The sequence below is a fragment of the Pseudomonas fragi genome, from assembly GCF_025426255.1.
In the GTDB taxonomy this organism is placed as follows: domain Bacteria; phylum Pseudomonadota; class Gammaproteobacteria; order Pseudomonadales; family Pseudomonadaceae; genus Aquipseudomonas; species Aquipseudomonas kulmbachensis.
Window position 1 is genome coordinate 1,690,950 of record NZ_CP104861.1, and the last position, 24,714, is coordinate 1,715,663.

The window sequence follows — 24,714 nt, forward strand, 5'->3', positions numbered from 1 at the left end:
CCTGGAGCAACTGCAATTCGGGTGTACGTGCACCAGTTGTGCCGCCCGGTGCGGGCGCCTGGATGGACATGGCGGTGTTGGCCGGTCGCCTCAAACTGGACGATACGCGCAACGCGCCGCGAATACCTGCGCACCCGCTGGGTACCGCAGGCTGGGCCTATATCCAGCCGGTGCAGGACATTCAGGCGCGGATGATGGAAGTCAATGCGGGCTTTAACTCCCGCAGCGAAATGGTCCTGCGTTCGGGCTTATGACGCTGAAACCGTGGACGCTGAAAATGCTGCCGATCAGGCTCGCGCCCACCTGGCCTCAACTACAAAACGCTCGTCGACCAGCCTGAACCGGCTGCTGACAAGGAGACACCATGATCAAGCAGCAACCGCTACGCATTTTCAACAAGGCCGGTGACCCACCGGCGCCGCAAAGCAAACACTGGTACAGCCTGAAGGCCAGCGGGGAGGCCGAGACGCGCACGATCGAAGTCTATGTCTACGGCGAGATCGGCACCTGGGGTAACGCGCCTTTAAAACCTGAGCCCCGCCTGTGTGCGGGGCTTTTTTGGAGCTAGATATGACACCCATGTTTCGCATCGTCGCCGATGGCAGCGACATCACCCGCATGATCAACGACCGGCTGTTGTTGCTGCGCACCTCGGACAAACCCGGGATGGAGTCGGACGAGTTTGAGTTGCGCATTGACGACCGCGACAGCGCCGTGACGTTGCCGTCTCGGGTGCCAGCATCGAAATCTATCTGGGCTATGCCGGGTCGACCTTGTCCCGGGAGGGCCGCTATGTGGTCGATGAGGTCGAAGTCTCCGGCCCGCCGGACACGCTGGTGATACGCGGCAAGGCCAGCGACATGCGCGGCAGCGGCAAGACCACCCGAAGCGGCAGTTGGGAGGGTGACACTTGGCCACCATCGTCAGCACCGTGGCCCGGCGTAACGGCTGGGAGCCGGCCTGTACGGTGGCCACGATCGTACCCCGGGCTGACCAGTTGGGTGAATCAGACTTTAACTTTATTACCCGCTTGGCCCGGCTGCATGACTGCACGGCCAAGGTCGCTGACGGCAAATTGATCGTTATGCCGCGTCAGGGCGGTGTCACGGCCAGCGGCAAGACGCTGGGCGTCGTGACCATCAACAAAACGGACGTCAGCCGCTACAGCTTTCGGTTGGGCGATCGCTCGACCCACAAGGCTGTGAGCACCAAGTACCAGGACAAGGCTACCGGCAAACTGGCGGTGGTGAATTTGAACAACGACGACGCCCCGGACGGCCTGCCGCCGGTGCATACCGATCGGCATATCCACCCGAACAAGACCGCCGCCGAGCAGGCCGCAAAAGCGCGTTTGGCCGCGTTCAACCGCTCCACGGCCGGTGTACGGCTGGAGATGCCCGGGCGCTCGGATCTGTTCGCAGAACGGATGATCAACGCACAGGGTTTCAAGGACGGGCTCGATGGTGAGTATCTGGTGGACTCCCGGGAGCAGGTATTCACCCAGTCGGGCTGGTCGACGACGATCGAGTGCAACGCTGGCAAGAAGGGCAAGGCCAAGGTCAAAGGCAAAAAGCCTGGGAAGACTCTGAAAATCGTTCAGCTCTAACCCGACGACCTACACATCTTGGACTCTTTCAAGGTGGTGATAAGCCCACTCGTCAGCGGCGAATATGGATTTTTCGCTGAGTTAACGTACTGGGAAAAGTACCCGTATCGCCTCGAATTGCATACAGAGTCGCTCTGTAGATGGCAGTTGATCGAGAGCAGTGTAGGGCGCGTATCTTGCTATACGCCCACAGCCATCCACGTTTAGAGACTGTACTCATGACGTTGCTTCCGCGAAGTAATTATATGAGCTGGAACAATATCAAGTAGCCACTAGCGAGCGATATAGCCCTAAACATTAAATTTTTCGTAAAAATTGGAGGCCTTATGCCTATTTCAAAGCAGCAACTGCTGCGAATTCTCCCTAAAGCCGGCCAATCAGCCGGCGTTTTTATTGCTGTGCTGAACACCGCAATGGTGCGTTACCAGATCGTAGGTATATTGCGCCAGGCAGCTTTTATCGCTCAGGTCGGACATGAGTCAGGTCAGTTCCGTTATGTGCGCGAACAGGGAAGCGAACAGTACCTGAGCAAGTACGACACCGGCTCACTCGCCAAGCGCTTGGGTAATACGCCAGAAGCTGATGGTGACGGCCAAAGGTATCGTGGTCGTGGCCTGATCCAGATCACCGGCCGGTCCAATTACATTGCATGCGGAGAAGCGCTGGACCTTGACCTGGTCAAACAGCCCGAACTGCTAGAAGCACCGCAGCATGCTTGTATGTCAGCGGCATGGTTCTGGGCGACCAAGGGCCTTAATACCTTGGCTGATGCGGGCCAGTTCGACAAGATCACCCAACGTATCAATGGTGGCCAGAACGGCGCGACTGATCGGCAGGAGCTGTATGCCCGTGCGCTTAAGGTATTGGCGTGAAGATCGATGCGGTGAAGTGGGGCGGGGTGCTGCTGGTGGGCCTAGCCCTTATGGCGGGCAGCGCGTGGGCCGCATGGGCGTGGCAGGCCAACGCCTACAGCCAGCAGCTGGCCGCCAAGGAAGCTGCCTACCAAACCGAGCGCACCAATCTGGCCAATGCCAACTCCGCGCAAATCCTGGCAGAGCAGGGCAAGCGCTTCGCCCTGGAGCAGTGGCTGGCAGCCAGCGACCAATCCCATTACCGAGCCCTGACCGATGAGAAAACGAAACAGGCACGCCTGCGTGATCGCCTTGCTACTGCTGATCTGCGGTTGTCAGTCCAACTCGACACCACAGCCACAACTGGTTGTGACGGAGTGCAAACCGCCACCGGCGCCGGGGGCGTGGTTTATGGCGCCCATAGAGCCCGACTTGACCCAGCGCATGCTCAACGAATTATCGGAATCACTGGTGACGGTGATCAAGGACTAATTGCTCTTGCCGCTTGTCAGGTATTTGTCAAGAAAATTACTGATTTATAGATTTGCATGTAAATGCAATGTTTTGATAAAAAGAGGACATGAGTTAAATTGGACTAGATTAGGAGTGTGTAGGTTGAGGGAGCTAGCAAAAGTAGAGGGGGAGAATTTATCGGGTTTTAGGTTAGTAGCCGAAGATCAGTATGAGCTATACAGATCTCATCGTAATGTTGTCGCGCAGTTTAGTAAGAATCACGAGCTGCTAAAGTTTGTTCTTGAGGAATATGAGCGGTTCCAACTTGGCTTAGTGGATGTTGGTCACGCTATGGCGGGTGAACCTAATTTATTAAATCAAAATCACTTGCATGCTCTTACTTTTAAAACAAATAGCCTGATGCTTGGCTTTCTTGGTTCGGTTAGGACGTTTCTTGATCATGCTGGAACTTCTATCTCTCGCCGATATGGTAAAAGTTCAGAGCAGTTCCTTTACTTTAAGGAATTGACAGCTCATCAGTTTGACAACCTGTTTTCGTATCGATTCCTATACAAGTTACGAAATTATACGCAGCATTGCGGTATGCCACCTGTTAGCATTACTGTAAATATCATTCCCGGTGATGAATTAGAGATTGCTCCCCGTTTTTCAAGGCAGGGTCTACTTGACAGTTACTCGGAGTGGGGGAGCGCTTTAAAGAAAGAACTTGAGCTAGATTCGGAGCCTCTGTATGTTTTCCCGCTCTTGAAAGAGCATAGGGATTCAGTAATAGGTATTTATCTTTCTTTTTATGAGAAGTTTGAGTCGGTTAGAGTTGTATCAAGCAAGGATTGGATTTGTGGCTTCTTGTCTGATCCGCAGCCAGATGATAAATATTGTTTTTTAGCGGTGGGAGAGAACGGGTCTGATCCGAAATCTAAATCCTTTAATTTGGAGTGGATACCAACATCTATGTTGAGAGATATTGTATGGGTAGAACAACATCTCAAAGAGGCATTATTAGGGGTCAATGATTGCGAGTTCCCGTCCAATCCATAGTTCTTAACGTTACAGCCAAGATCAGGATTTTGTTTGTTTATATGGGTTTAAATTATCGGATTGAAATCATTAAACCCTTATCTGCTACTCACGAATATCGCCGAAATCCGCTGAGCGGTGCTTTAACCATTCGTGCCAAGCTGATACAAATACTGTTCATAAACACAGTATATTAAAATGAAGCACTACGTGGAAAACCCGCTTGCTGATTGGCAAGCCGCGAGCAAGCAGCAATTCGACTTGGTCACCGACCCTGAGGGCCATTGGCTCAAGCTTGTGGATCTGGCGATGCTCGCTTATGAGCGGCACCAAGTGCGCAGTGATGAGCTATCTGAAATGCTCGAGCTTGCTGACGCAGCCAGGCTTTGGGGATTAGTTGAGTGGGAGGAGGCTGACGGCGTCGGACTATTCCTGGATCATTCTATTGATCCCGACGATGTTTCTTTTTTCGCAAAAAGGGGTAGGTGAACTTTGGCAGGACGCCGGGGCAGGGGAGAATTATGCGTCGGGGGAAATTCGGGGAATGGCTCATCATGGTAGAGCATCGTGGGGCGTCGTTGCAGCGAGCGCTAGATGCAAAGCCCTGATTTAATTGGGCTTTTAGGAGCTATGCAAGCATGGGGTGCTAGTGTTAAAAGCAGCGGTTCCTATGGCCCATTATCCGCATTCGCCCCATAATTGTCCGCTCTGCAACATTCATGAAGGCGGACTTCCGACACAAGTGATGTCCATACGGATACCCCCTATTTCCAAGCAGGCCAGCTGCCCGTAAAAAGGGGCGACGAGCAGCGTTCAAGAGGGCTATCAGGTATCGCTTTGCTGGAAAACCCCCCTGTTTTCTGAGCACATCTCAATCTGCCTGCTCGTTGTCTTTGTTGTCAAAGCTACCGGCGCGCAAAAAGACTTGGATAACAGGACCAAAGCCCTTCTTGATGCAATTAAAAATGTGCTCTTCGGTGACGATAGAAGGATCAGACCATCTGAACATTATTCGCATCAAATCTCCAGATGAGGAATTTGTCTATGTGAACATTCGAGAAAACCGTTTGAACGACTATTACGACGTTCTTTTTCCCCAGATGCTTCGCTCCTGGGCAGAAGCACTGAACCTGGAAGACTTCATGGAGTGGTTATAGTCCGCCCCGCTGCGCCTTTGGCAATGGATATTTTCTCATGCCCCATCAGCGGCTTGAGGGGCTAGGGTAAACAAGCCGCGCCAGTAGCCATCTGATACCATCCCCCGCACGATGCCACTTATTGAGCTGAATAAGCTCCCTAGACACAGCGCGACTTGCCAAGGAAGAGCACAGAGGTATGCAAAACCCTCCATCGAATCCAACATCGGCACCTGGTCAGTATTACGGGTTTTCAATTCAACCAACACGGCAATGCCTGCATCTACTGCTGGCTCCTGCAGGCTCTGTCGTTGCTCTAGAGGTTCTGGATGACACTGATGTTGTGCAGCCAGACGATAAGACCAAGGTTGAGCAGGCGAAAAGCGGACTAGTCACGAACCCTATTTCCAATTGGTCGGTAGATTTATGGAAGACTTTTTCTAATTGGATAGACGCCATTGAAGCAGGCTACATAAACCTGACTCACACTCAGTTTCACTTGTACGTCGTTCAGCCTAAGAATGGTGAATTCGTTGACTCACTAAAATACGCGCACACCCACACACTTGCACTCGATGCCGTCAAGATTATCCGCAAAGCTTACAAAAGAGAAAAGCCATCAGGCTGCAGACAGTACATCACTAAACTCCTCGAATATGATCAAGAAAAACTTGCTGAATTAATTGTCAGGTTTACGTATGAATGTGGGGACAGTGACCCTGTCAAACCCATCAAGGACATACTTCGAAACACAGTTTCCGAGAAAGCACTTGATGATGTCTGCTGCGCATTGATCGGCTGGGTGAAGATACGATCAGATGAACTGATTGCAGCACGTATGCCTGCGTGCATCGAAAAAAATGCATTTGCAGACTGGTTATCAACTCACTGTTCTAAACTCTCATACGACTATTTACTTACCTACTCTGTTCCCAAACCGTCTCCATCAGAAGTAGAGGCCAATATTTCAAACCATCCGGTCATGATGCATCAGCTTGATCTAATTGAGATTGGTGAGAGAGATAAGCTCAAAGCTATGGCAGATTTCATGCGTTCGAAAACGGGTAAAACGCGCTGGGGAGAAGTAGGGTTTATTGTAGAATCTCAGTTCGAGGACTTCATGGACGATTTAGAAAAACTTTGGAAAAGCAATCGCCTAGATATTAAGGGCTCAGCTGTGAACTTGACTCCCATCGAACAGGGTGAGTCTTTATTTCTGAAATGCTATTCTCTAAAGACGAAAATCAATGGAAAGGATACTCCGGATTATATTTCTCGGGGCACTTTCCAAGACTTGGCGGACAAGCAGATAATCGGTTGGCATCCTTCATATAAGACGCTATTGATGAATAGATTTAGAAGCAACTCATAATATACGCATTGCCTCGCTAACAATATATTACGGAAGTTTGCATGCGCCCGAATCAGGATCTCGACGAAATCTATCTAATGCAGAATCCTGCATTAGGTGCCTCATTACTTTGGAGGTTTGCTGAAGGTTATGCTCCTAAAGGCTACGGTCTGCTGCCAAGTATGCCCCTGATTTTTATAGTGCTACCCATTTTGTATCACGCGCAACTCCGTGATGCGGCCAAAACAACTAATCAATCATCAGGGCTAAGAGTTTTTGCCGGGAAATTTAAATCGCAACAAGAAATCTTGTATGGGATACAGAGTCGAATGCTCAAGCTAAGAAATATCAGCCTGGCGTCCACCTCCATTGCAATACAGTGCGGCTTAATATCAATCAACACCGTCACAGCCGAGGTTGAAAGCTTACGTAGCAAAGCTCCCTCAGGACTTGATGAAAAAATTAAAGACATGCTTAGGTCTGCTGAGAAGCTTGGCCAATGGTGCAAAACTCTGACCATACAGGAAGTACAAGCCATTCTAAGGATTAAGCTCTAATGAAACTACAGATTCGCAAACTCATCCTTTGGCCGAAAAATGGCGGCGTTCCCAGAGAGCTTGAGTTCAAACTAGGCAAGGTCAACATCATCAGTGGCTCCTCAAAGGCGGGTAAATCAGCCGTAATTCCAATCATTGACTATTGTCTAGGCTCTGAGCGCTGCGCCATCCCTGTAGGCACCATACGCAAAACCTGTGAATGGTTCGGCATACTGATCGAGACCGATGAGGGCCAAAAACTTCTCGCTAGGGCTGAGCCAGGCAATCAAAAGTCCACGAATGACATGTTCATCGTCGAGGGGCAGTCCATCGAAATTCCCGAAGCGATCTACGGCAAAAATACGAATCGCGACAACGTGAAAGAAATCCTTAACCGGCTTTCGGGGCTTCCAAACATAGGTTATGGCGATACCCCAGAAGAATTTGGTTTCAAAAACCGACCAAGTTTCCGCGACCTGATGGCTTTCACTTTTCAGCCACAGAATATTGTGGCTAACCCCGATGTCTTGTTTTACAAAGCCGATAGCTACGGCAACCGCGAAAAGCTGAAGAGCATTTTCCCATTCATCCTTGGGGCGATTGACTCTAAGTCATTGCTAGTCGTCTGGGAGCTCAAGGAGTTGAGGAAACAGCTCAAGACCCTCCAGGGCGAGCTAATGGCGATTGAAGCGGTATCGAAGCGGTGGCAATCCGAGGCAAACGTCTGGTTCTACCGCTCCCGAGAGTATGGCCTGGTTGCGCCAGAGGCGCAGCCCCACGCTGAATGGCATATCCTCTTGGAGCAACTTCGCGGTATCGCCTACAAATCGTCCGCCGATGCTGTCATCACTCCTGCCGCCATTGAATCATCCGCTGCAGCTTTGCAAACGCTGCGCGCCCGCGAAACGCTGATGGGCGAAAACATATTTATTGCCAAACAGAAGCTGGAGGATCTTAGGGAGATCAAATCAGAGGCTAGCCAGTACTCCTCTTCTCTGGAAAAAATCGGTGAGCGTCTCTCGCTGTCCAGCTGGCTCAGAGAACTCGCCGAAAATAACCCTGACGCGAATCCGCTGGCGTTTCCGACACTCAGCCCTTCAACTCAACTAGAAGAGCTATGCAATGCCCTCGTCGAAATCGAACAGCTAGCAAGTTCAACCCCAGAGGTATCAGCATCGGTTGAGAGTGAGATAGTTCGGATCCGAAACCTCATCCGCCAAGACAGCGAGACACTGGCTGCTATCAGGGTAGAGATCAAAGGATTGGAGGCGCGTGACGAACTCGCTGCAAAGCATGCGCTCCGAATGTCACAGATAGATCGTTTTATAGGAAGTCTGCATCAGTCGATCAGAACTTACACCGAGGCGCGCTCCGATTCGACGCTCACAGAACGGGTGAAAAACCTCGAAGACCGTATCAAGATCTTGGAGCCCCAAGTCTCAGATGCAACGGTCAAACAGAAGACATCCCAAATCTTGGAAGAAATCAGCAAGATTTGTGCGCTGATCACTCCACATCTCGACGCAGAATGGGCTGATGCCCGAATCACGCTTTCCATACCCGATCTGGCGATCAAGGTGAAACATGATGGGCGCGATGATTTCCTATGGGAGGTCGGCAGTGGAGCCAACTGGTTGGCGTACCACATAGCGATGTTGCTCGCGCTTCAGCTCTACTTCTTGAAGAGAGCAGACCACGCGGTTCCACATCTGCTGATCTTCGACCAGCCCAGCCAAGTTTATTTCCCTGTGAAAGGTGCGACCAAAAAGGCCTATGGTGAAGACGACGGCCTAGAGAGTGAAGCCGTCTTGGATGACGAGGATCGTGGCGCCGTTAGAAAGGTATTCAGCGTTCTCGCCAGGGGGGTTAACCGTGCAAAAGGTCGACTGCAAATCATCGTCCTCGACCATGCCGGTAGTGAGGTTTGGGGGGGGATTGAAGGTGTAAATCTGGCTGAAGAGTGGCGAGAGGGCGATAAGCTAGTGCCTCCTCGTTTTGAAGCCTAGCAGGCGCAGCTACGAGCCTTAACTAGAAGGAGAACCAACTCTTGGCCCTGAGTGAACTCAAGGTGCGGCATGCAGCTGCGAGTGTCGGGGACGAGGTGTTTGGCAGTGGTATGAGCTTTGGGTTTTGTGCTTTGGCAGGACGCCAGGGGAGGGGGCGAAAATCGAGAATTGTGGAGCGGCCTGATTTTTTTGGTGTCGAAGCCGGAACCGAACCGGCACGTCCTTACGAACGGGGGATTTTAAGTCCCTTGAATAGCTTTAAGTGCTCTGGGGGCTGTTATCCCGGCAGAACGCCTAAATAGGTGAGAAAAGTCCAGTGACTTTCCGAGTGACATCGTTACTCGTTTTCCAGCAGCGTTGGGCGTCGTTGCAGCGAGCACCTGTTGCTGGAGTCCCGTATTTACTGGCGCTTAGTAAGCCCAGCTTGAATGGGGTGCTAGGAGGCCGGGGTGCCGCCCGTTCGCTTTAAGCAACGGGCGAACCCTGTACCACTTTCTGTACCAATCAATGTTCCCAGTGGGGGTATTTAGTGCCTTTCAATAGCGCTAAACCCCCGTCAGGGGCGCGTATTGGATACGCCAGCTAATCCGCACATGGTGTGTAAATCCTTGGTATCTCTGCATGTGTTGCTACCGGTATGACTCGGCGCCTTTGCGGGGCGCCGGGTAGCGCTTGGGCCCGGTTTTAAAGGGCAATGCTGCGCTTGGCGGCCTTGCCAGCCCGTACGGCGCGAGTCTTAAAACCCCCGAGCCGTCATGAATGACCGTGTTTTATCGAGTGACTGAGGGCCGGATCGTTCAATAAAAGTTACCGATGGTCCTCTCGCAAGGGCTGCATATTTATCTATGTCATGGCCTCGGTTGCACGCGTTGGTTATCCGTTGTGCGGCATGCGGGCGGGCGGGCATTCCAGCGCCTTGCGGCGTCGTGTGAGTGAGCTGTATCCCGAATTTGATCAAGACCAGGTCCTGGATTATCTGGACGGTTTTATCGAGCGCAGGGAGGCACCGCTGCAAGCATTGCGCGAGCGCAAGCGTGAAAGAACGGCATTGCGCAACAGCTTACAGTTCTGGATTGATGCCGCTCCTGAACTGGGGACTAAAGACGCGATACACGATTACGCCGAAAACAGGTACCACGCGGCCGGGCTGATCGAGCGCATATGGCGTAAAAGCCCTAGCAACGTGCCTTGGGCCAGCAGTGATGACATACACAGCTTGAGCCTGGAGGGTTTACGTGTGGGCAACCTTCCGCAGTTGCCTGCAGTGGCTGACTTCAGCCATGTGCGCGAGCTGAAACTCAGCAATATGGATTGCAAGGACCGAGCTAACCTTTTCCTCGAGCATTTCAGCGGTCTGACTGCGCTTGAAATGGATAACAACGAAATGGCTCATCTGCCAGTACAACTTGAGCGCATGCCCAACCTGCGACGTTTATCGCTGGCGCGAAACTTGTTGTACATGACCACCAGCAACGCATCGGTGCTGAACGCGTTGAGCAGCCTGGAAGTGTTGAATCTCAATGACAACCTGTTGGGGCCGTTGTTGAGTTTCAATAATCACGCGCACTTGCGGCGCGTGTATTTACGCCGCACCTGGATCCAGGTTTGGCCTGAAGGGCTGCTTTCCAGGCCATTTCTGGAAGCTGCCGACCTCAGGGAGAACCAGATTCTTGAAATTCCTGAACAGGTGTTTCAGGCCTCGCCCAAGATCATTCGAAATATCACGTTATCCAATAACCCGCTGTCGCCCTCAAGCCGTTTGCAGTTAGGGCGGTATGTCATGCAGGGCGGCAGCAGTATGGGGATCAGCAGTGAGGAGTTGCTCAGTGAGATGCTGGCGTTCGAGTTTTGGACATCGGGCATTACCAGCAACGAACTCAGCCAACGCGAGTTGTTATGGAATAACTTGCGAGCCAATCCGGCTTCCGAAGACTTTTTCATCGTGATCAGTCGTTTGACCACCACGGCGGATGCCCATACGGTTCGCCAGGATTTGAGTCGGCGGGTCTGGGAAATGATTGAAGCGGCCAGTCAGAACAGCCAATTGCGCAGTGATTTGCTGAATATTGCCGCTTCCCCGCGTAGTTGCAGTGACAGTGTAGCGGTGACTTTCAGCGCGATGGAAATCCAGGTGTTGCTGGCAGAAATCTCACGCGGCGCCTCATTTCAGCAAGCCCAGTTGTTGCATTTGGCCAAGGGACTGTTCCGGCTCGATAAGTTGGCAAGTATTGCGGCTGAGACATGCGAGGAGCGTTTGGCACAAGGCAGGGCAACAGTAGATGAGCTTGAGGTGAACCTGGCGTACCGAATCGGTTTGTCTCAGACACTGGAACTACCCGGCCAGCCCAAGAGCATGTCGTTCCGAGGGTTGGCCGGAGTGACTGAAGCGGATTTGGACATGGCCAGGGTGGAAGTCCAGAACGCTGAAAGGTCGGGTTCCATGGCGGTATTCATCACTACGCTCGAGTTCTGGAAAACCTACATGGCCAGTACCCACAAGGCGGAGTACACCGTTTTGACCGAGCCTTACTTCGAGGCATTGCATGGGTTATTGAGACGATCGCCAGAGATGAACAGTGCGCGCTATTTACGCAGTGTCGCGCAGGTGCGCAACGAGATGGATGCAGCTGTCGATGCCTGGAACCTGGAAAAAACCCAGGCGTTGATTGCCAAGGATAGCCCCGGAGAGTGGTCGACAGCCCTGTAATCAACGTCTATGTGTTGGGCTGCAGCTTAGCGTTCTTCGTTTGCGACGATAGATATCTACGGCAGACCGGTGCGCTTGCGCGGCTAGCTTGGGGCCTTCTTACCCATGATCCTGAAGGTCACACAGATGCGTACCGAAGAACGCCAACCCCTTAACGCCCGGCAAACCTCGCTCAGCGCTGCAGATGCCCGCTCTGCAGCGTTTGTCCCTTAGCTATAACCGCTGTATATGAACCCCGGAAATATCAACGTACTGGCGAACCTGGGCAATCTCGAAGTACTGAACCTCAATGGCAACCTGCTGGGGCCAATGCTCGATCTAAGTAGGTTGCCCAAGCTGCGCCGGGTATCGCTGCGTCGCACCGGGCTTGATGAGTGGCCACGGGGGTTGCTGACCGGCCCCTGCTGGCACTTGCGGCGCAAGGTGGCCCGGCGCCAGATGAATTGGATGTGCACCTGGTCTGCCGGGTCGGCCGGCGAGAGTACTAGGGCTGCCCAGCCAGCCGGAAAACATGCACTTCAATGTGTTGGGCGGGGTCAGTGAGGTCGATCTGCCATCGGCCAGGCTGCTTGTCGAAGTGGCAGAAAGGTCGGTGCAATTACCGGATTTTGTCAGTAGTCGTGCTTTTGGCGCGATTATCTGATTAAAAAAACAAAGTCGAGTTTTCGGCATTATTGCCGCCGCACCCCTCCACCATTGGCCAGAATCCGGGTTTGTTCACTGCCCGCGTATGAGGGCGCGCAGCACAAAGCGATTAGGATGACAGGCCTCTGCAACCGCTCGGGGAACGGGCTGCGCTTCGTTGTTGATCCACGCCGCCAGTATTTCGCCCGACAGCGGGGCGGTAATCAGCCCGCGTGAGCCGTGGCCACTGTTGACGTACAGACCGCTCAACCATGGGCAAGGCGTGTCGGGCGTTTGTCGCGCATCCTTGCGCAGTACCGCATAGGCGCTCGCAAACTGCTCCGGGTCGGACAGTGGCCCGACAATCGGCAAGTAGTCCGGGCTGGTGCAGCGGAAGGCGGCCCAGCCTTGCAGGGTCAGAGGATCCAACTGCTCATTGCCGAGACGCTGCTTCAGGTCCGGTGAAATCTCCTCAAGCAGGTCAAGGTTGCTCTGATGTCCGGCGGGGGTGGTGGACAGGTCTTCATTATGGAAGTCAAAACTGGCGCCCAAGGTGTGTTCGCCGAGCCGACCGGGCGCAACATAACCTTCGGCACAGACCACGGTTTTGAGCACAGAGCTGGCTGGGGTTTCGGCCAGTTGAGTGATTTGCCCGCGAATACGCTTGAGTGGCAGACCGCTGCTGGCCGGGAAACGTTTGACTTCGGCCGCACCCGCCAGGATTACCACGGGCGCACTGGCCAGCAACTGATCGCCCTGGCAGGCGTGCCATTGGTCGCCAACCTTGTTCAATTGCAATACGTCATGGTGAGTCATGATCTGAACGTTGGCGTGCAGCGCCTGGTAATGGCACAACGCAGGCGGGTGCACCCAGCCACCTTCGGGGTAGAACAGGCCGCCGTGAGCCAGTTCGACCCCTGCCAAGGCCTGCGCCGCAGGCTGATCAAGCAAATGCACCAGCGCTGCCGGGAACGCGGATGCCAATTGCGCTTGGCGTTCAGCCTCTTTTTCGTTGAAGCCCAGCTGCAGGACACCGCAGTCGTCCCAGTCACGACCGCGTTGCAGTTGCTCCAGCAAGCGACGGGTGTACCCGAAACCACTGACAATCAATTGCGACAGAGTGGTGCCGTGAGCCGAAAGCTTCATGTACAAGATGCCTTGCGGGTTGCCCGAGGCTTCTTTGGCCAGGCGCTCGTGGCGCTCCATTAACGTGACTTGCCAGCCACGTCGCGCCAGGCTGTTAGCGCTGGCGCAACCCGACAGGCCGCCGCCAATCACAATCGCCTTGCGCTCGTCGGTGTGCCGAGGCGGGCGAGCAAACCAGGGTTTGGTATCGGTGCTGGCGGGTGTGTTTTCAGGCAAGCCAATAAAGGCGCCGCGTAGAATTTCCCACTTGTGGCCGATGCCCGGCGTGCGCCGCATCTTGAAACCAGCCTCATTCAGCGCCCGGCGTACCCAGCCGGTGCTGGTGAAGGTACTGATAGTGGAGGCGGGGGCCGCCAATCGAGCCAATTGCGCGAACAGCTCTGGTGTCCACATGTCCGGGTTTTTCGCCGGTGCAAAACCGTCGAGAAACCACGCGTCAATCTGTGCATCCAGTTGCGGCAGTTGCTCCAGCGCGTCACCGATCATCAGGGTCAGCGTCACACGGCCATCGGCCAGGCTCAGGGTTTGAAACCCCGGATGAATGGCAAACCAGGCTGCCAGTAGTTGTTCACTCCAGGTAGTCAGTTCGGGCCAGAGAGCCAAGGCGCGCTTCAGATCTTCGCGGGTCAGCGGGTATTTTTCGACACTGATGAAGTGCAGGCGCGCATCGGGTCGCGCCGTTTCTTCGAATAACTGCCAGGCACAAAGAAAATTCAGGCCGGTGCCGAAGCCGGTTTCGCCAATAACCATCTGGCCGTTAGCGGGGAGGGCGGCGAAGCGCTCTGCGAGGGCGTTTTGTTCGATAAAGACATAACGGGTTTCTTCGAGACCCGACTTGTCCGAAAAATACACGTCATCAAACACCCGCGAACGGGGGCGGCCTTGGTCATCCCAGTCAATCTGGGCATTGGGCATTTCAGTATTCATGTGTGGCTCGGCATCGGCAAGGCGGCCATTCTAGCCGATCAGTCACGACACGATTGATCCAAGACAGTTTTGTGAGTGTTGTTCCTACACGTTCGGGTGCAATCCGCTAGGCTTGTGAAATCTTGCCAGGGAGCTTTCCATGTTCGAATCTGCTGAAATCGGTCATGTAATCGATAAAGAAACCTACGACAGAGAAGTTCCCGCCTTACGCGAAGCTTTGCTTGAAGCGCAATACGATCTCCATCAGCAGAAGCGTTCTGCCGTAATCGTATTGATCAATGGCATTGAGGGCGCCGGTAAAGGCGAGACGGTAAAACTGCTGAATGAGTGGATGGACCCGCGGCTGATCGAAGTGCGTACTTTCGATAGCCAGACCGATGAGGAGCTGGCGCACCCGCCTGCATGGCGGTACTGGCGGCAATTGCCGGCCAAGGGCCGCATGGGGGTGCTCTTCGGCAACTGGTACAGCCAGATGATTCAGGGTCGGGTTCATGGGCGCTTCAAGGATGCCGTGCTCGATCAGGCGATCAATGGTGCGGAGCGTCTGGAGAAGATGCTGTGCAACGAAGGGGCGGTAATTTTCAAGTTCTGGTTCCACTTGTCCAAGAAACAGATGAAAGCCCGGCTAAAGGCACTCAAGGATGACCCGTTGCATAGCTGGCGTATCAGTCCATTGGATTGGCAGCAGTCAGAAACTTACGATCGCTTTGTGCGATTTGGCGAGCGTGTGATTCGTCGAACCAGCCGTGACTACGCTCCCTGGAGCATCGTGGAGGGTGTCGATCCGTACTACCGCAGTCTGACAGTGGGCAAGATCTTGCTCGAAGGTCTGCAAGCCGCGCTGAATGAGCCCAAGACCAAAGTCCGGGCCACTCATGTCGCGCCGTTGGCTGAAGTCCAGGACGGTTTGAGCCTGCTCGATTGTCTGGATATGACACAGCAGCTGGAAAAAGACGATTACCAGGAGCAGTTGATTACCGAGCAGGCACGCCTGTCGGGGTTGATGCGCGACAAACGGATGCGCCGCCATGCGTTGGTATCGGTGTTTGAAGGCAATGATGCGGCAGGCAAGGGCGGTTCGATCAAGCGCGTGGCGGCGGCACTCGACCCGCGTCAGTACAGTATCGTGCCGATTGCTGCACCTTCTGAAGATGAGCGTGCACAGCCTTATCTGTGGCGCTTCTGGCGACAGATTCCGGGGCGCGGCAAGTTCACCATTTTTGACCGTTCATGGTACGGGCGGGTGCTGGTTGAGCGGGTTGAAGGCTTTTGTACTCCGGCTGACTGGATGCGCGCCTACGGTGAAATCAATGACTTCGAGGAACAGTTGCGCGATGCGGGGGTGATTGTCGTCAAGTTCTGGCTGGCGATTGATAAAGATGTACAGCTTGAACGCTTTCATGAACGCGAAGAGATTCCGTTCAAACGCTTCAAAATCACCGAAGAAGACTGGCGTAACCGCGAAAAGTGGGATGTGTATCGCAAGGCGGTGTGCGACATGGTGGACCGTACCAGCACCGAGATTGCACCCTGGACGCTGGTAGAAGCCAATGACAAACGCTGGGCGCGGGTAAAGGTGTTGCGCACCATCAACGAAGCGCTGGAAGCCGCCTTCGAGAAGAGCGACAAAAAGCACAAGAAGTAAACAAAGACCTTCTCATCTTGCGTAGCAGCTGCCGAAGGAACGAGGCTGCGTCCGATTGCGAAGCAATCGTAAAACCTGAGTCTGCGGTTTAGCCGATAGAACGCCAGTTTAGGTTTTACGACGGCTTCGCCGCCGAACGCAGCCTCGTTCCTTCGGCAACTGCTACAGTTTTCTTAGTGCTTGCCAGGCCCCAGCATGTTCTCCGGGCGTACCCACTGATCAAATTCTGCATCGGTCAGATAACCCAGTTCCAATGCGGCTTCGCGCAGGGTCAGACCTTCTGCATAAGCCTTTTTGGCGATCTCGGCAGACTTGTCGTAGCCAATGTGCGGGTTGAGTGCAGTCACCAGCATCAGGCCGCGCTCCAGGTGCTCGGCCATTTTTTCGGCGTCAACCTCAAGGCCGGTCACGCAGTGTTTTTGGAAGTTGCTGCAACCGTCGCCCAGCAACTTGATCGACTGCAACAGGTTATGAATGATCACCGGTTTGTAGACGTTCAGTTGCAAGTGGCCCTGGCTTGCGGCAAAGCCGATGGCGACATCATTGCCCATTACCTGGCAGGCCAGCATCGACAGCGCTTCGCATTGGGTCGGGTTGACCTTGCCTGGCATGATCGAGCTGCCCGGCTCATTGGCTGGCAGTTTGATTTCGGCCAACCCGGCACGTGGGCCAGAGCCCAGCAGGCGGAAGTCATTGGCCAGTTTCATCAAGGTAACGGCCAGGGTTTTGAGTGCACCCGAGAGGGTGGTCAATGGTTCGTGACCTGACAGCGCAGCAAATTTGTTCGGCGCCGTGACAAATGGCAAGCCCGACAATGCCGCGATTTCAGCCGCTATCGCTTCTGCGAAACCGTGGGGCGCGTTGAGCCCGGTCCCTACGGCCGTGCCGCCCTGGGCCAGTTCGCATACCGCCGGTATGGCCGAGCGTATGGCTTGCTCGGCGTAATCGAGTTGCGCGATATAGGCCGACAGTTCCTGGCCAAATGTGATCGGAGTCGCGTCCATCATGTGGGTGCGGCCGGTCTTGACCAGTTTCATGTGCTGGGCCGACAGCTCTGCCAATCCGCCAGCCAACTCACTAATTGCTGGCAGCAAGTGTTCATGCACCGCTTTGGCGGCGGCGATATGCATGGCGGTCGGGAAACAGTCGTTGGAGCTTTGTGAACGGTTGACGTGGTCGTTTGGGTGGACGGGCGATTTGCCGCCACGACCTTTGCCTGCCAGTTCGTTGGCGCGCCCGGCGATAACTTCGTTAGCGTTCATGTTGCTTTGCGTGCCACTGCCGGTCTGCCATACCACCAGCGGAAATTGATCGTCGTACTGCCCATCAAGCACCTCATCGGCGGCCTGCTCGATCAGGCGGGCAATATCAGCGGGCAGGTCACCATTGCGGTTGTTGACCCGGGCAGCAGCTTTTTTGATCAGTACCAGAGCGTGCAACACGGCCAACGGCATCTTTTCATTGCCGATGGCGAAGTTGATCAACGATCGTTGGGTTTGCGCCCCCCAATAGGCCTCGTCGGCCACGCTGACTTCACCCAGGCTGTCGGTTTCGATACGGCTCATCGGCTCTTTCTCCTAAAGGTCTGACCAGACAGCTTAGGCGCTGGTTTGCGTCCGGGGTTCAATCTGGTGTTTTTAATGCTTTTGGTCAGATGATGAGAACGTCTATCAGACTCGGGGTTGAGTGACAGACTTTAATAGGCGCAGAATGGCCGCCCTTGGGGTTCAACCTCGCTTGCTAGAAAAGGAAACTCGATGACCCGTCTTCGCGCCATCTGTACAGCGGTTGCTCTGGTTTGCGCCAGCGGCCAGGTTTTCGCCGATACCGCCAGTCACGCTGCCAGTGCTGAAACGTTCCTCAAACTGGCTCATGCCGACAAGCTGGGTACCCCGGTTTACATGCAAGTACAGCAGATGTTTGCCCAGCGTTTTGAGCAAACCAAAGCGCCAGCCTCCAAGAAAGCCCTGCTGGAAACCTACCAGGCCAAGGCCAACACTGCTCTGGACCAAGCCATTGGCTGGGACAAGCTGAAGCCTGATATGGTCAAGCTGTACACCACCAACTTCAGCGAATCCGAACTCAAGGATCTGGTAGCGTTTTACCAGTCGCCACTGGGCAAGAAAGTCCTGGAAAAAATGCCGCAGCTGACTCAGCAATCGGCGCAAATGACCCAGGCCAAGCTGGAAAGCGCAGTGCCGGTGGTCAACAAGCTGCTGGAAGACATGACTACCGAGCTGGAGCCAAAAGCGGCCCCGGCCAAGAAGAAGTAAGCGGAGCCTGAATGAGCATGCAACACCGTATTGAATCGGCGCTTGGCGCATTGCAACCCGAGCACTTGAGCGTGTTGGACGAAAGCCATATGCACAGTCGCGGGTTACAGACCCACTTCAAGGCAGTGGTGGTCAGCGAGCAATTTGCCGGGCTCAACAGCGTCAAGCGTCACCAGAAGGTTTACGCCACTTTGGGTGATCTGATGGGCGAGTTCCATGCGCTGGCTTTGCACACGTATACGCCTGATGAATGGGCAAAAATCGGCACGGCCCCGGCTTCGCCGACCTGTGCCGGCGGTGGGCACTAAGTCGTCTTTTTGCTAGAATCCGCAGCGCGCCGCATAGTCGGCGCGTTTTTTTTTGCATCCGGTTCACCCTTTACGAGGGTAGCCACCTGGAGAAACACGATGACTGCGCCTGTTGTTGTAGCTGCACTGTACAAATTCGTCACCCTTGAAGATTACGTAGCCCTGCGTGAGCCGTTGCTCGCGGCAATGGTCGATAACGGCATCAAAGGCACGTTGCTGATTGCCGAAGAGGGGATTAACGGCACGGTTTCCGGTAGCCGTGAAGGCATTGACGGGCTGATGGCCTGGCTCAAGACCGATCCACGCATGGTTGATATCGACCATAAAGAATCCTACTGCGATGACCAGCCGTTCTATCGGACCAAGGTCAAGCTCAAGAAAGAAATCGTTACCCTTGGCGTAGAAGGCGTAGACCCGAACAAGAAAGTCGGAACCTATGTCGACCCCGAGAACTGGAATGCGCTGATCAGCGATCCGGAGGTGTTGTTGATCGACACCCGTAACGACTATGAAGTATCGATCGGCACGTTTGAGGGCGCTATTGACCCGAAAACAACCAGCTTCCGCGAATTTCCTGACTACATCAAAGCCAATTTCGACCCGGCCAAGCACAAGAAAGTCGCAATGTTCTGCACCGGCGGTATTCGCTGTGAAAAGGCTTCGAGCTATATGCTCAGCCAGGGTTTTGACGAGGTTTACCACCTCAAGGGCGGCATCCTGAAGTACCTCGAGGAGGTGCCGCAGGAAGAAACCAAGTGGCAGGGCGACTGCTTTGTATTCGATAACCGGGTTACCGTACGCCACGATCTGACTGCCGGTGAGTACGACCAGTGCCATGCGTGCCGCACCCCGATCAGCATCGCGGACCGCGAGTCGGAACACTATCAGGCCGGTATCAGCTGTCCGCATTGCTGGGACACCTTGAGCGAAAAAACCCGTCGCAGCGCCATTGATCGTCAAAAGCAGATCGATCTGGCCAAGGCGCGTAACCAGCCGCACCCGATTGGCCACAACTACCGTAAACCTGCCGAGGTTTGAGATGAGTGCACGTCTGCTCTATGTGATGGATCCGATGTGCTCATGGTGCTGGGGTTTCTCGCCCATCGCCGAGGCGCTGGTTGAGCAGGCGCAGGCCGCAGGCGTTGAGTTGCATCTGGTGGTGGGCGGTTTGCGCACCGGCAGTGGCTCGGCGCTTGAGCCTGCTACCCGGCGCTATATCCTCGAACACTGGCAGGCAGTTACAGAAGCCACCGGGCAGCCATTCAAGTTCGACGGCGCCTTGCCTGACGGTTTTGTCTATGACACCGAGCCCGCCTGTCGGGCCGTGGTGGCGGCTCGCAGCTTGGCCCCCGATTGCGCCTGGAAGCTGGTGAAGCTGATTCAACAGGCTTTCTATGAGCAGGGGCGTGATGTCACCCAAGCCAGTGTGCTGGTTGAACTGGCTGAGACAGCAGGGTTACCGCGTATCGAGTTTTCTGCCGTGTTTGACACGGCGCAGCAGCATGCAGCGACCGCCGCCGACTTTACCTGGGTGCAAGACCTGGGGATTGCCGGGTTTCCGACCTTGCTCGCCGAGCGCAATGGTCAACTGGCGTTGCTGACTAATGGCTATCAGCCGCTTGAGCCGTTATCTGACCTGCTCGCTCGCTGGCTAGAACGCGCCACGCGTGTTTGATCCTGCTGCTGTGCCGCCCGGCCCCAAGGCGGACCGTCTGACGTGGGCCGAGATACGTCGCCTGGCCCTGCGTCATAAAAAAGCCCTGTGGATTGCCAACGGCGTGGCCGTGCTGGCTACGCTGTGCAGTGTCCCTATTCCCCTGCTCCTGCCCTTGCTGGTGGACGAAGTGTTGCTGGGCAACGGTGATGCCGCGCTGAAAATCATGAATCACTGGCTACCGGCTGCCTGGCAAAGTGCAGCGGGCTACATTGGCCTGATGTTGGTGATTACCTTGATGCTGCGTTGCGGGGCGCTGTTGTTTAACGTGCTGCAAGCTCGGCTGTTCTCGCGGTTGGCCAAGGACATTGTGTTTCGCATCCGCTTGCGCTTGATTGAGCGCTTGAAGCGAATTTCGCTGGCCGAGTATGAAAACCTTGGCAGCGGCACCGTGACCACGCATCTGGTCACCGATCTCGAAACGCTGGACAAGTTTGTCGGTGAAACCCTGAGCCGGTTTTTGGTGGCGATGCTGACACTGGTGGGGACTTCGGCGATTTTGCTGTGGATGCACTGGCAGTTGGCACTGTTGATCTTGCTGTTTAACCCGCTGGTGATCTACGCCACGGTGCAACTGGGCAAGCGGGTCAAACACCTTAAAAAACTCGAAAACGATAGCACTGCGCGTTTTACCCAAGCCCTGACCGAGACCCTGGACGCGATTCAGGAAGTTCGTGCAGGTAATCGCCAGGGTTTTTTCCTTGGTCGTTTGGGGCTGCGGGCGCGAGAAGTTCGAGACTTTGCTGTGGCCTCGCAATGGAAGACCGATGCATCAAATCGTGCCAGCGGTTTGTTGTTCCAGTTCGGTATCGATATTTTTCGCGCTGCGGCGATGCTGACAGTGCTGTTTTCGGACCTGTCGATTGGCCAAATGCTCGCGGTGTTCAGTTACCTGTGGTTCATGATTGGACCGGTCGAGCAGTTGCTTAATTTGCAATATGCCTTCTATGCCGCCGATGGTGCCGTGACCCGGATCAACCAACTATTGGCGCGAAGCGACGAGCCGCAATATCCCGGTGGAGCCAATCCGTTTGTCGGGAACCAGACAGTCGGTATTGAAGTGCGTGACCTGAGCTTCAGTTATGGTGAGGAAAAGGTCCTGGATCATTTGAACCTGACCATTGCGCCGGGGGAAAAAGTGGCCATTGTGGGCACCAGTGGCGGCGGTAAAAGCACGCTGGTGCAACTTCTGCTGGGGTTGTATACGCCCCAGTCGGGAAGCATCCGCTTTGCCGGCGCGAGCCAGCCCGAGATTGGCCTGCAAACCATACGCGAGCATGTTGCGGTGGTGCTGCAGCACCCGGCGCTGTTCAACGATACCGTGCGCGCTAACTTGACCATGGGCCGTGAGCGGACCGATGAAGCGTGCTGGCATGCTCTGGAAATCGCACAGCTGGATGGCACCATTCGTGCGCTGGCGCAGGGCCTGGACAGTATTGTCGGACGTTCAGGTGTGCGTTTGTCGGGTGGCCAGCGTCAGCGCCTGGCAATTGCGCGGATGGTACTGGCCGAACCCAAGGTAGTGATCCTCGACGAGGCCACCAGTGCCCTGGATGCAGCCACCGAATACAACCTGCATCACGCTTTGGGAAAATTTTTGAGCGGGCGTACAACTTTAATCATTGCCCACCGCTTGTCTGCGGTAAAACAGGCAGACAGAGTGTTGGTGTTTGATGGCGGGCGTATTGCCGAAGAGGGTGATCACCAGCAGTTGATTGCAGACGGCGGGCTTTACGCCAAACTCTACGGGCACCTTCAGCAAACTTGATGGGTTTGTATTAAGTGAGGTGAATTGCTCGGGCGAAGGCTTTTTGACGATGTTGAGCATGTGTGGTTGCTCAAGCCGTCGAAAATTGGCCTAGGCTGAGCTGTAGTGAGATTTTCTCTCTGGTTTTCATCTGACGCCATGAAGCAAGGAAACTCATGAAATCAAAACACCCCCACGGGACACCACGCTTGTTGGGTATTGTTTGGCCCTTTATTGCAGTCGTGCTTTTCCAGGCGTTATTGGGGTGCGTGAGTCTGTATATGCTCTCGGCAGTAAGAAGTTATGTCGGGGGCGAAAGTTTGTGGTCCAAGGCCCAAAAAGACGCTATCTACTTCCTCTATGTGTATTCCGATACGCATGATCCAGCTTATTTCGATAAATATCAGCAGGCTAGAAGCATCCCTCAGGGCGATCACAAGTTGCGTCTGGCGATGGATCAGTCCCCCTCTGATGAGGTAGCTGCTCGCGAAGGTATTTTGCAAGGCGGCAACAGCCCGGAAGATGCCGACAGCATTATTTGGTTTTATCGCTACTTTCGTCACGTAAGTTATATGGAAACGGCCATTGAGAAGTGGTCCGTGGGCGATGCTTACCTGGTTCAGCTCGATAATCTGGCTCAAGAGATGCACCGTACACTGCTTGGCGGTCACGTCACTGATGCGGACTCAAAACGCTGGGCGGACGGTATTTTTGCCATCAATGAAGGTATTGCGCCTGCAGCCAAGGCCTTCAGTGATGCCCTGGGAGAAGGCTCACGCTTTGTTTGGCGGTTACTGGTTGTTATCAACCTGGTCACGGCGCTGGGGCTGATTCTTCTGGTGCTCAAGCGTACTCATAAAGTTCTGGCCCAGAGTCGTGCATTTGCCCAAGCCTTGCAGTTGGAAAAAGAACGGGCACAAATCACTCTTGCGTCTATTGGCGACGGCGTTATAACGACCGACGAGAAGGGCGCGATTGCTTACATGAACCCGGCGGCCGAGCAACTGACTCAATGGAAGTCCGAGCAGGCCCACGGCGTTACTCTGGCGGCGTTGTTCAAGTTGCTCGACGACAATGACCAGGATGATGGCTTCAAACTGATTGATCGGCTTCTCAGTGGCCAATTGGGTAATAGCCGCGATCACTCACGACAGATCCAGCGCATGGATGGCAGTACGGTTGCTGTCACGTTGGTGGGCGCGCCGATTGTCCATGCTGGAGAGGTGAGTGGGGCGGTGTTGGTGCTGCATGACATGACCCAAGAGCGCCGGTACATTGCCAATCTGTCCTGGCAGGCGACCCATGATGCACTGACGGGCCTGGCCAATCGTCGCGAATTTGAATATCGCCTGGAGACAGTGCTGAAGAACCTGGGGCGACAACAGGGTCGGCATGCATTGATGTTCCTCGATCTGGATCAGTTCAAACTGGTGAATGACACTTGCGGTCACGCGGCGGGTGATGAGCTGTTGCGCCATGTTTGTGTGCTGCTGCGAACCGGGTTGCGCGAAGGCGATACGTTAGCTCGCCTGGGAGGCGATGAGTTCGGAATCCTGCTGGAAAACTGCCCGGTGGATATGGCCGAGAGAATCGCCGGAGGCCTGCGTCAGGCGGTGCAAAACCTGCATTTCGCCTGGAAAGGGCGGCCGTTCATGAGCACCATCAGTATTGGTCTTGTACATATCCATCAAACCCCGGTAACCCTTGAGTCGCTGATGCGTGCAGCGGACATGGCCTGCTATATGGCCAAGGAAAAGGGGCGCAACCGGGTGCAGGTCTATCATCTGGATGACACGGAACTGTCATTGAGATTTGGTGAAATGGCTTGGGTGCAGCGTCTGCATGTAGCGCTGGAAGAAAACCGTTTTTGTCTCTACTCGCAGGAAATCACCCCCTTGGGGGCTGAGCCGGAGGGGGGCGGGCACATCGAAATTCTGTTGCGGTTGCAGGATGAGAGCGGGCGAATGGTTTATCCAGACAGCTTTATTCCGGCTGCTGAGCGGTATGGGTTGATGAGTTCGATAGACCGCTGGGTGGTCGAAAACGTGTTCAAAATCATTTCTGAGTGTACGGCCCAGGTAGGGGCGCAGCCGATGGCCATGTGTGCCATCAACTTGTCAGGATCGACCATTGGTGATGATGATTTCCTGGAATTTTTGCATGAGCAGTTCAAGTGTTATGGCGTCTCGCCCAAACTGATCTGCTTTGAAATTACCGAAACCAGCGCGATCGCTAACCTGGGCAGTGCTATTCGGTTTATCAATGATCTCAAGTCATTGGGTTGTATGTTCTCTTTGGATGACTTTTGTGCCGGCATGTCTTCGTTTGCATACTTAAAACATCTTCCTGTCGATTTTTTGAAGATTGATGGGAGCTTCGTCAAGGATATGCTGGACGACCCGATCAATCGGGCTATGGTTGAAGTTATTAATCATATTGGCCATGTGATGGGAAAACGCACAATTGCCGAGTTTGTGGAAACGATACAAATTGAACAGGCATTGATCGAGATCGGGGTTGATTATGCGCAAGGCTATATAGTTCAACGCCCACAGCCGTTTACCTTTGATAGTTTGTTGCACCGGCCCAAACGGTCCAGAGCCTTGACGTTGAGGTCGCCGGGTAATCTGCGTTGACAGGTTACAT

22 protein-coding genes and 1 pseudogene are annotated in these 24,714 nt (G+C 54.4%); 21 read left to right on the forward strand and 2 right to left on the reverse strand.

Annotated elements, in window-relative coordinates; genetic code table 11:
• Nucleotides 1-68: 68 nt before the first annotated feature.
• From N7D90_RS24670 to N7D90_RS24680, 14 genes and pseudogenes are all read left to right on the forward strand, one after another.
• The gene (locus tag N7D90_RS24670) at nt 69-254 is read left to right on the forward strand and encodes a hypothetical protein (protein ID WP_410012352.1); all 186 of its coding nucleotides are present in this window, start codon (nt 69-71) and stop codon (nt 252-254) included.
• A gap of 110 nt (nt 255-364) precedes the next feature.
• Nucleotides 365-568: a hypothetical protein gene (locus tag N7D90_RS07940; protein WP_261741643.1), complete on the forward strand. Its 204-nt coding sequence runs from the start codon at nt 365-367 to the stop codon at nt 566-568.
• Nucleotides 569-570: 2 nt separating this feature from the next.
• Nucleotides 571-1,606: pseudogene (locus tag N7D90_RS07945) on the forward strand (phage late control D family protein).
• Nucleotides 1,607-1,932: 326 nt separating this feature from the next.
• Nucleotides 1,933-2,478 (forward strand): glycoside hydrolase family 19 protein, encoded by a 546-nt coding sequence (locus N7D90_RS07950; RefSeq protein WP_261741644.1) that lies wholly within the window; start codon nt 1,933-1,935, stop codon nt 2,476-2,478.
• Nucleotides 2,475-2,999, forward strand: a complete 525-nt coding sequence (locus N7D90_RS07955) for a lysis protein (protein WP_261741645.1) — start codon at nt 2,475-2,477, stop codon at nt 2,997-2,999. The genes N7D90_RS07950 and N7D90_RS07955 overlap by 4 nt, the downstream gene beginning before the upstream one ends.
• A 73-nt stretch (nt 3,000-3,072) precedes the next feature.
• A complete protein-coding gene (locus tag N7D90_RS07960; RefSeq protein WP_261741646.1) occupies nt 3,073-3,969 on the forward strand; it encodes a hypothetical protein in 897 nt (298 codons plus the stop codon).
• A gap of 177 nt (nt 3,970-4,146) precedes the next feature.
• On the forward strand, nt 4,147-4,437 hold the full coding sequence (locus tag N7D90_RS07965) for a hypothetical protein (protein ID WP_261741647.1): 291 nt from the start codon (nt 4,147-4,149) through the stop codon (nt 4,435-4,437).
• 436 nt (nt 4,438-4,873) lie between these two features.
• Nucleotides 4,874-4,981, forward strand: a complete 108-nt coding sequence (locus tag N7D90_RS24675) for a hypothetical protein (RefSeq protein WP_410012149.1) — start codon at nt 4,874-4,876, stop codon at nt 4,979-4,981.
• 302 nt (nt 4,982-5,283) lie between these two features.
• Nucleotides 5,284-6,456: an ABC-three component system protein gene (locus N7D90_RS07970; RefSeq protein WP_261741648.1), complete on the forward strand. Its 1,173-nt coding sequence runs from the start codon at nt 5,284-5,286 to the stop codon at nt 6,454-6,456.
• A 41-nt stretch (nt 6,457-6,497) separates the two neighbouring features.
• On the forward strand, nt 6,498-6,992 hold the full coding sequence (locus N7D90_RS07975) for a three component ABC system middle component (RefSeq protein WP_261741649.1): 495 nt from the start codon (nt 6,498-6,500) through the stop codon (nt 6,990-6,992).
• Complete coding sequence (locus tag N7D90_RS07980) at nt 6,992-8,977, forward strand: DUF3732 domain-containing protein (protein ID WP_261741650.1); 1,986 nt, start codon at nt 6,992-6,994, stop codon at nt 8,975-8,977. The genes N7D90_RS07975 and N7D90_RS07980 overlap by 1 nt, the downstream gene beginning before the upstream one ends.
• A gap of 850 nt (nt 8,978-9,827) precedes the next feature.
• On the forward strand, nt 9,828-11,684 hold the full coding sequence (locus tag N7D90_RS07985; protein ID WP_261741651.1) for an NEL-type E3 ubiquitin ligase domain-containing protein: 1,857 nt from the start codon (nt 9,828-9,830) through the stop codon (nt 11,682-11,684).
• Nucleotides 11,685-11,912: 228 nt separating this feature from the next.
• Nucleotides 11,913-12,227, forward strand: coding sequence for a protein phosphatase 1 regulatory subunit 42 (locus N7D90_RS07990; protein ID WP_261741652.1), 315 nt, complete (start codon nt 11,913-11,915; stop codon nt 12,225-12,227).
• Nucleotides 12,196-12,327: a hypothetical protein gene (locus tag N7D90_RS24680; protein WP_410012150.1), complete on the forward strand. Its 132-nt coding sequence runs from the start codon at nt 12,196-12,198 to the stop codon at nt 12,325-12,327. Before N7D90_RS07990 ends, N7D90_RS24680 begins: the two co-directional genes overlap by 32 nt.
• 74 nt (nt 12,328-12,401) lie before the next feature.
• Here N7D90_RS24680 and mnmC read toward each other — a convergent pair whose 3' ends face one another.
• Nucleotides 12,402-14,381: a bifunctional tRNA (5-methylaminomethyl-2-thiouridine)(34)-methyltransferase MnmD/FAD-dependent 5-carboxymethylaminomethyl-2-thiouridine(34) oxidoreductase MnmC gene (gene mnmC / locus N7D90_RS07995; RefSeq protein ID WP_261741653.1), complete on the reverse strand. Its 1,980-nt coding sequence runs from the start codon at nt 14,379-14,381 to the stop codon at nt 12,402-12,404.
• A gap of 139 nt (nt 14,382-14,520) precedes the next feature.
• On the opposite strand from mnmC, the gene pap reads away from it, so the two are divergent.
• A complete protein-coding gene (gene pap, locus N7D90_RS08000; protein ID WP_261741654.1) occupies nt 14,521-16,026 on the forward strand; it encodes a polyphosphate:AMP phosphotransferase in 1,506 nt (501 codons plus the stop codon).
• A gap of 173 nt (nt 16,027-16,199) precedes the next feature.
• Here pap and N7D90_RS08005 read toward each other — a convergent pair whose 3' ends face one another.
• Nucleotides 16,200-17,591 (reverse strand): class II fumarate hydratase, encoded by a 1,392-nt coding sequence (locus N7D90_RS08005; RefSeq protein WP_261741655.1) that lies wholly within the window; start codon nt 17,589-17,591, stop codon nt 16,200-16,202.
• A 192-nt stretch (nt 17,592-17,783) separates the two neighbouring features.
• Between N7D90_RS08005 and N7D90_RS08010 the strand changes: the two genes are divergently transcribed.
• The 6 genes from N7D90_RS08010 (at nt 17,784) to N7D90_RS08035 (ending at nt 24,704) form a co-directional block, all read left to right on the forward strand.
• Nucleotides 17,784-18,299: a DUF2059 domain-containing protein gene (locus tag N7D90_RS08010; protein ID WP_261741656.1), complete on the forward strand. Its 516-nt coding sequence runs from the start codon at nt 17,784-17,786 to the stop codon at nt 18,297-18,299.
• A gap of 11 nt (nt 18,300-18,310) precedes the next feature.
• Nucleotides 18,311-18,607 (forward strand): BolA family protein, encoded by a 297-nt coding sequence (locus N7D90_RS08015; RefSeq protein ID WP_261741657.1) that lies wholly within the window; start codon nt 18,311-18,313, stop codon nt 18,605-18,607.
• 99 nt (nt 18,608-18,706) lie between these two features.
• Nucleotides 18,707-19,645: a rhodanese-related sulfurtransferase gene (locus N7D90_RS08020; RefSeq protein WP_261741658.1), complete on the forward strand. Its 939-nt coding sequence runs from the start codon at nt 18,707-18,709 to the stop codon at nt 19,643-19,645.
• A 1-nt stretch (nt 19,646) separates the two neighbouring features.
• Entirely contained in the window at nt 19,647-20,282 is a 636-nt protein-coding gene (locus N7D90_RS08025; RefSeq protein ID WP_261741659.1) for a DsbA family protein, read from the forward strand.
• Between the two features lie 10 nt (nt 20,283-20,292).
• Nucleotides 20,293-22,089, forward strand: coding sequence for an ABC transporter ATP-binding protein (locus N7D90_RS08030; protein WP_261742400.1), 1,797 nt, complete (start codon nt 20,293-20,295; stop codon nt 22,087-22,089).
• Between the two features lie 155 nt (nt 22,090-22,244).
• Nucleotides 22,245-24,704 carry an EAL domain-containing protein gene (locus N7D90_RS08035; RefSeq protein ID WP_261741660.1) on the forward strand — a complete coding sequence of 820 codons (2,460 nt, stop codon included), beginning with the start codon at nt 22,245-22,247 and terminating at the stop codon, nt 24,702-24,704.
• Nucleotides 24,705-24,714: the final 10 nt, after the last annotated feature.

Excerpts from the sequence above, each read along its gene's own strand:
- N7D90_RS07950 (WP_261741644.1), top strand. The coding sequence starts at position 1,933 with ATGCCTATTTCAAAGCAGCAACTGCTGCGAATTCTCCCTAAAGCCGGC.
- N7D90_RS07970 (WP_261741648.1), top strand. The coding sequence starts at position 5,284 with ATGCAAAACCCTCCATCGAATCCAACATCGGCACCTGGTCAGTATTAC.
- N7D90_RS24670 (WP_410012352.1), top strand. The coding sequence starts at position 69 with ATGGCGGTGTTGGCCGGTCGCCTCAAACTGGACGATACGCGCAACGCG.
- N7D90_RS08005 (WP_261741655.1), bottom strand. The coding sequence starts at position 17,591 with ATGAGCCGTATCGAAACCGACAGCCTGGGTGAAGTCAGCGTGGCCGAC.
- N7D90_RS08025 (WP_261741659.1), top strand. The coding sequence starts at position 19,647 with ATGAGTGCACGTCTGCTCTATGTGATGGATCCGATGTGCTCATGGTGC.
- N7D90_RS24680 (WP_410012150.1), top strand. The coding sequence starts at position 12,196 with ATGCACTTCAATGTGTTGGGCGGGGTCAGTGAGGTCGATCTGCCATCG.
- N7D90_RS08020 (WP_261741658.1), top strand. The coding sequence starts at position 18,707 with ATGACTGCGCCTGTTGTTGTAGCTGCACTGTACAAATTCGTCACCCTT.
- N7D90_RS07940 (WP_261741643.1), top strand. The coding sequence starts at position 365 with ATGATCAAGCAGCAACCGCTACGCATTTTCAACAAGGCCGGTGACCCA.
- pap (WP_261741654.1), top strand. The coding sequence starts at position 14,521 with ATGTTCGAATCTGCTGAAATCGGTCATGTAATCGATAAAGAAACCTAC.
- N7D90_RS07990 (WP_261741652.1), top strand. The coding sequence starts at position 11,913 with ATGAACCCCGGAAATATCAACGTACTGGCGAACCTGGGCAATCTCGAA.
- N7D90_RS07980 (WP_261741650.1), top strand. The coding sequence starts at position 6,992 with ATGAAACTACAGATTCGCAAACTCATCCTTTGGCCGAAAAATGGCGGC.
- N7D90_RS07975 (WP_261741649.1), top strand. The coding sequence starts at position 6,498 with ATGCGCCCGAATCAGGATCTCGACGAAATCTATCTAATGCAGAATCCT.
- N7D90_RS08010 (WP_261741656.1), top strand. The coding sequence starts at position 17,784 with ATGACCCGTCTTCGCGCCATCTGTACAGCGGTTGCTCTGGTTTGCGCC.
- N7D90_RS08015 (WP_261741657.1), top strand. The coding sequence starts at position 18,311 with ATGAGCATGCAACACCGTATTGAATCGGCGCTTGGCGCATTGCAACCC.
- N7D90_RS08035 (WP_261741660.1), top strand. The coding sequence starts at position 22,245 with ATGAAATCAAAACACCCCCACGGGACACCACGCTTGTTGGGTATTGTT.
- N7D90_RS07965 (WP_261741647.1), top strand. The coding sequence starts at position 4,147 with ATGAAGCACTACGTGGAAAACCCGCTTGCTGATTGGCAAGCCGCGAGC.
- mnmC (WP_261741653.1), bottom strand. The coding sequence starts at position 14,381 with ATGAATACTGAAATGCCCAATGCCCAGATTGACTGGGATGACCAAGGC.
- N7D90_RS07985 (WP_261741651.1), top strand. The coding sequence starts at position 9,828 with ATGGCCTCGGTTGCACGCGTTGGTTATCCGTTGTGCGGCATGCGGGCG.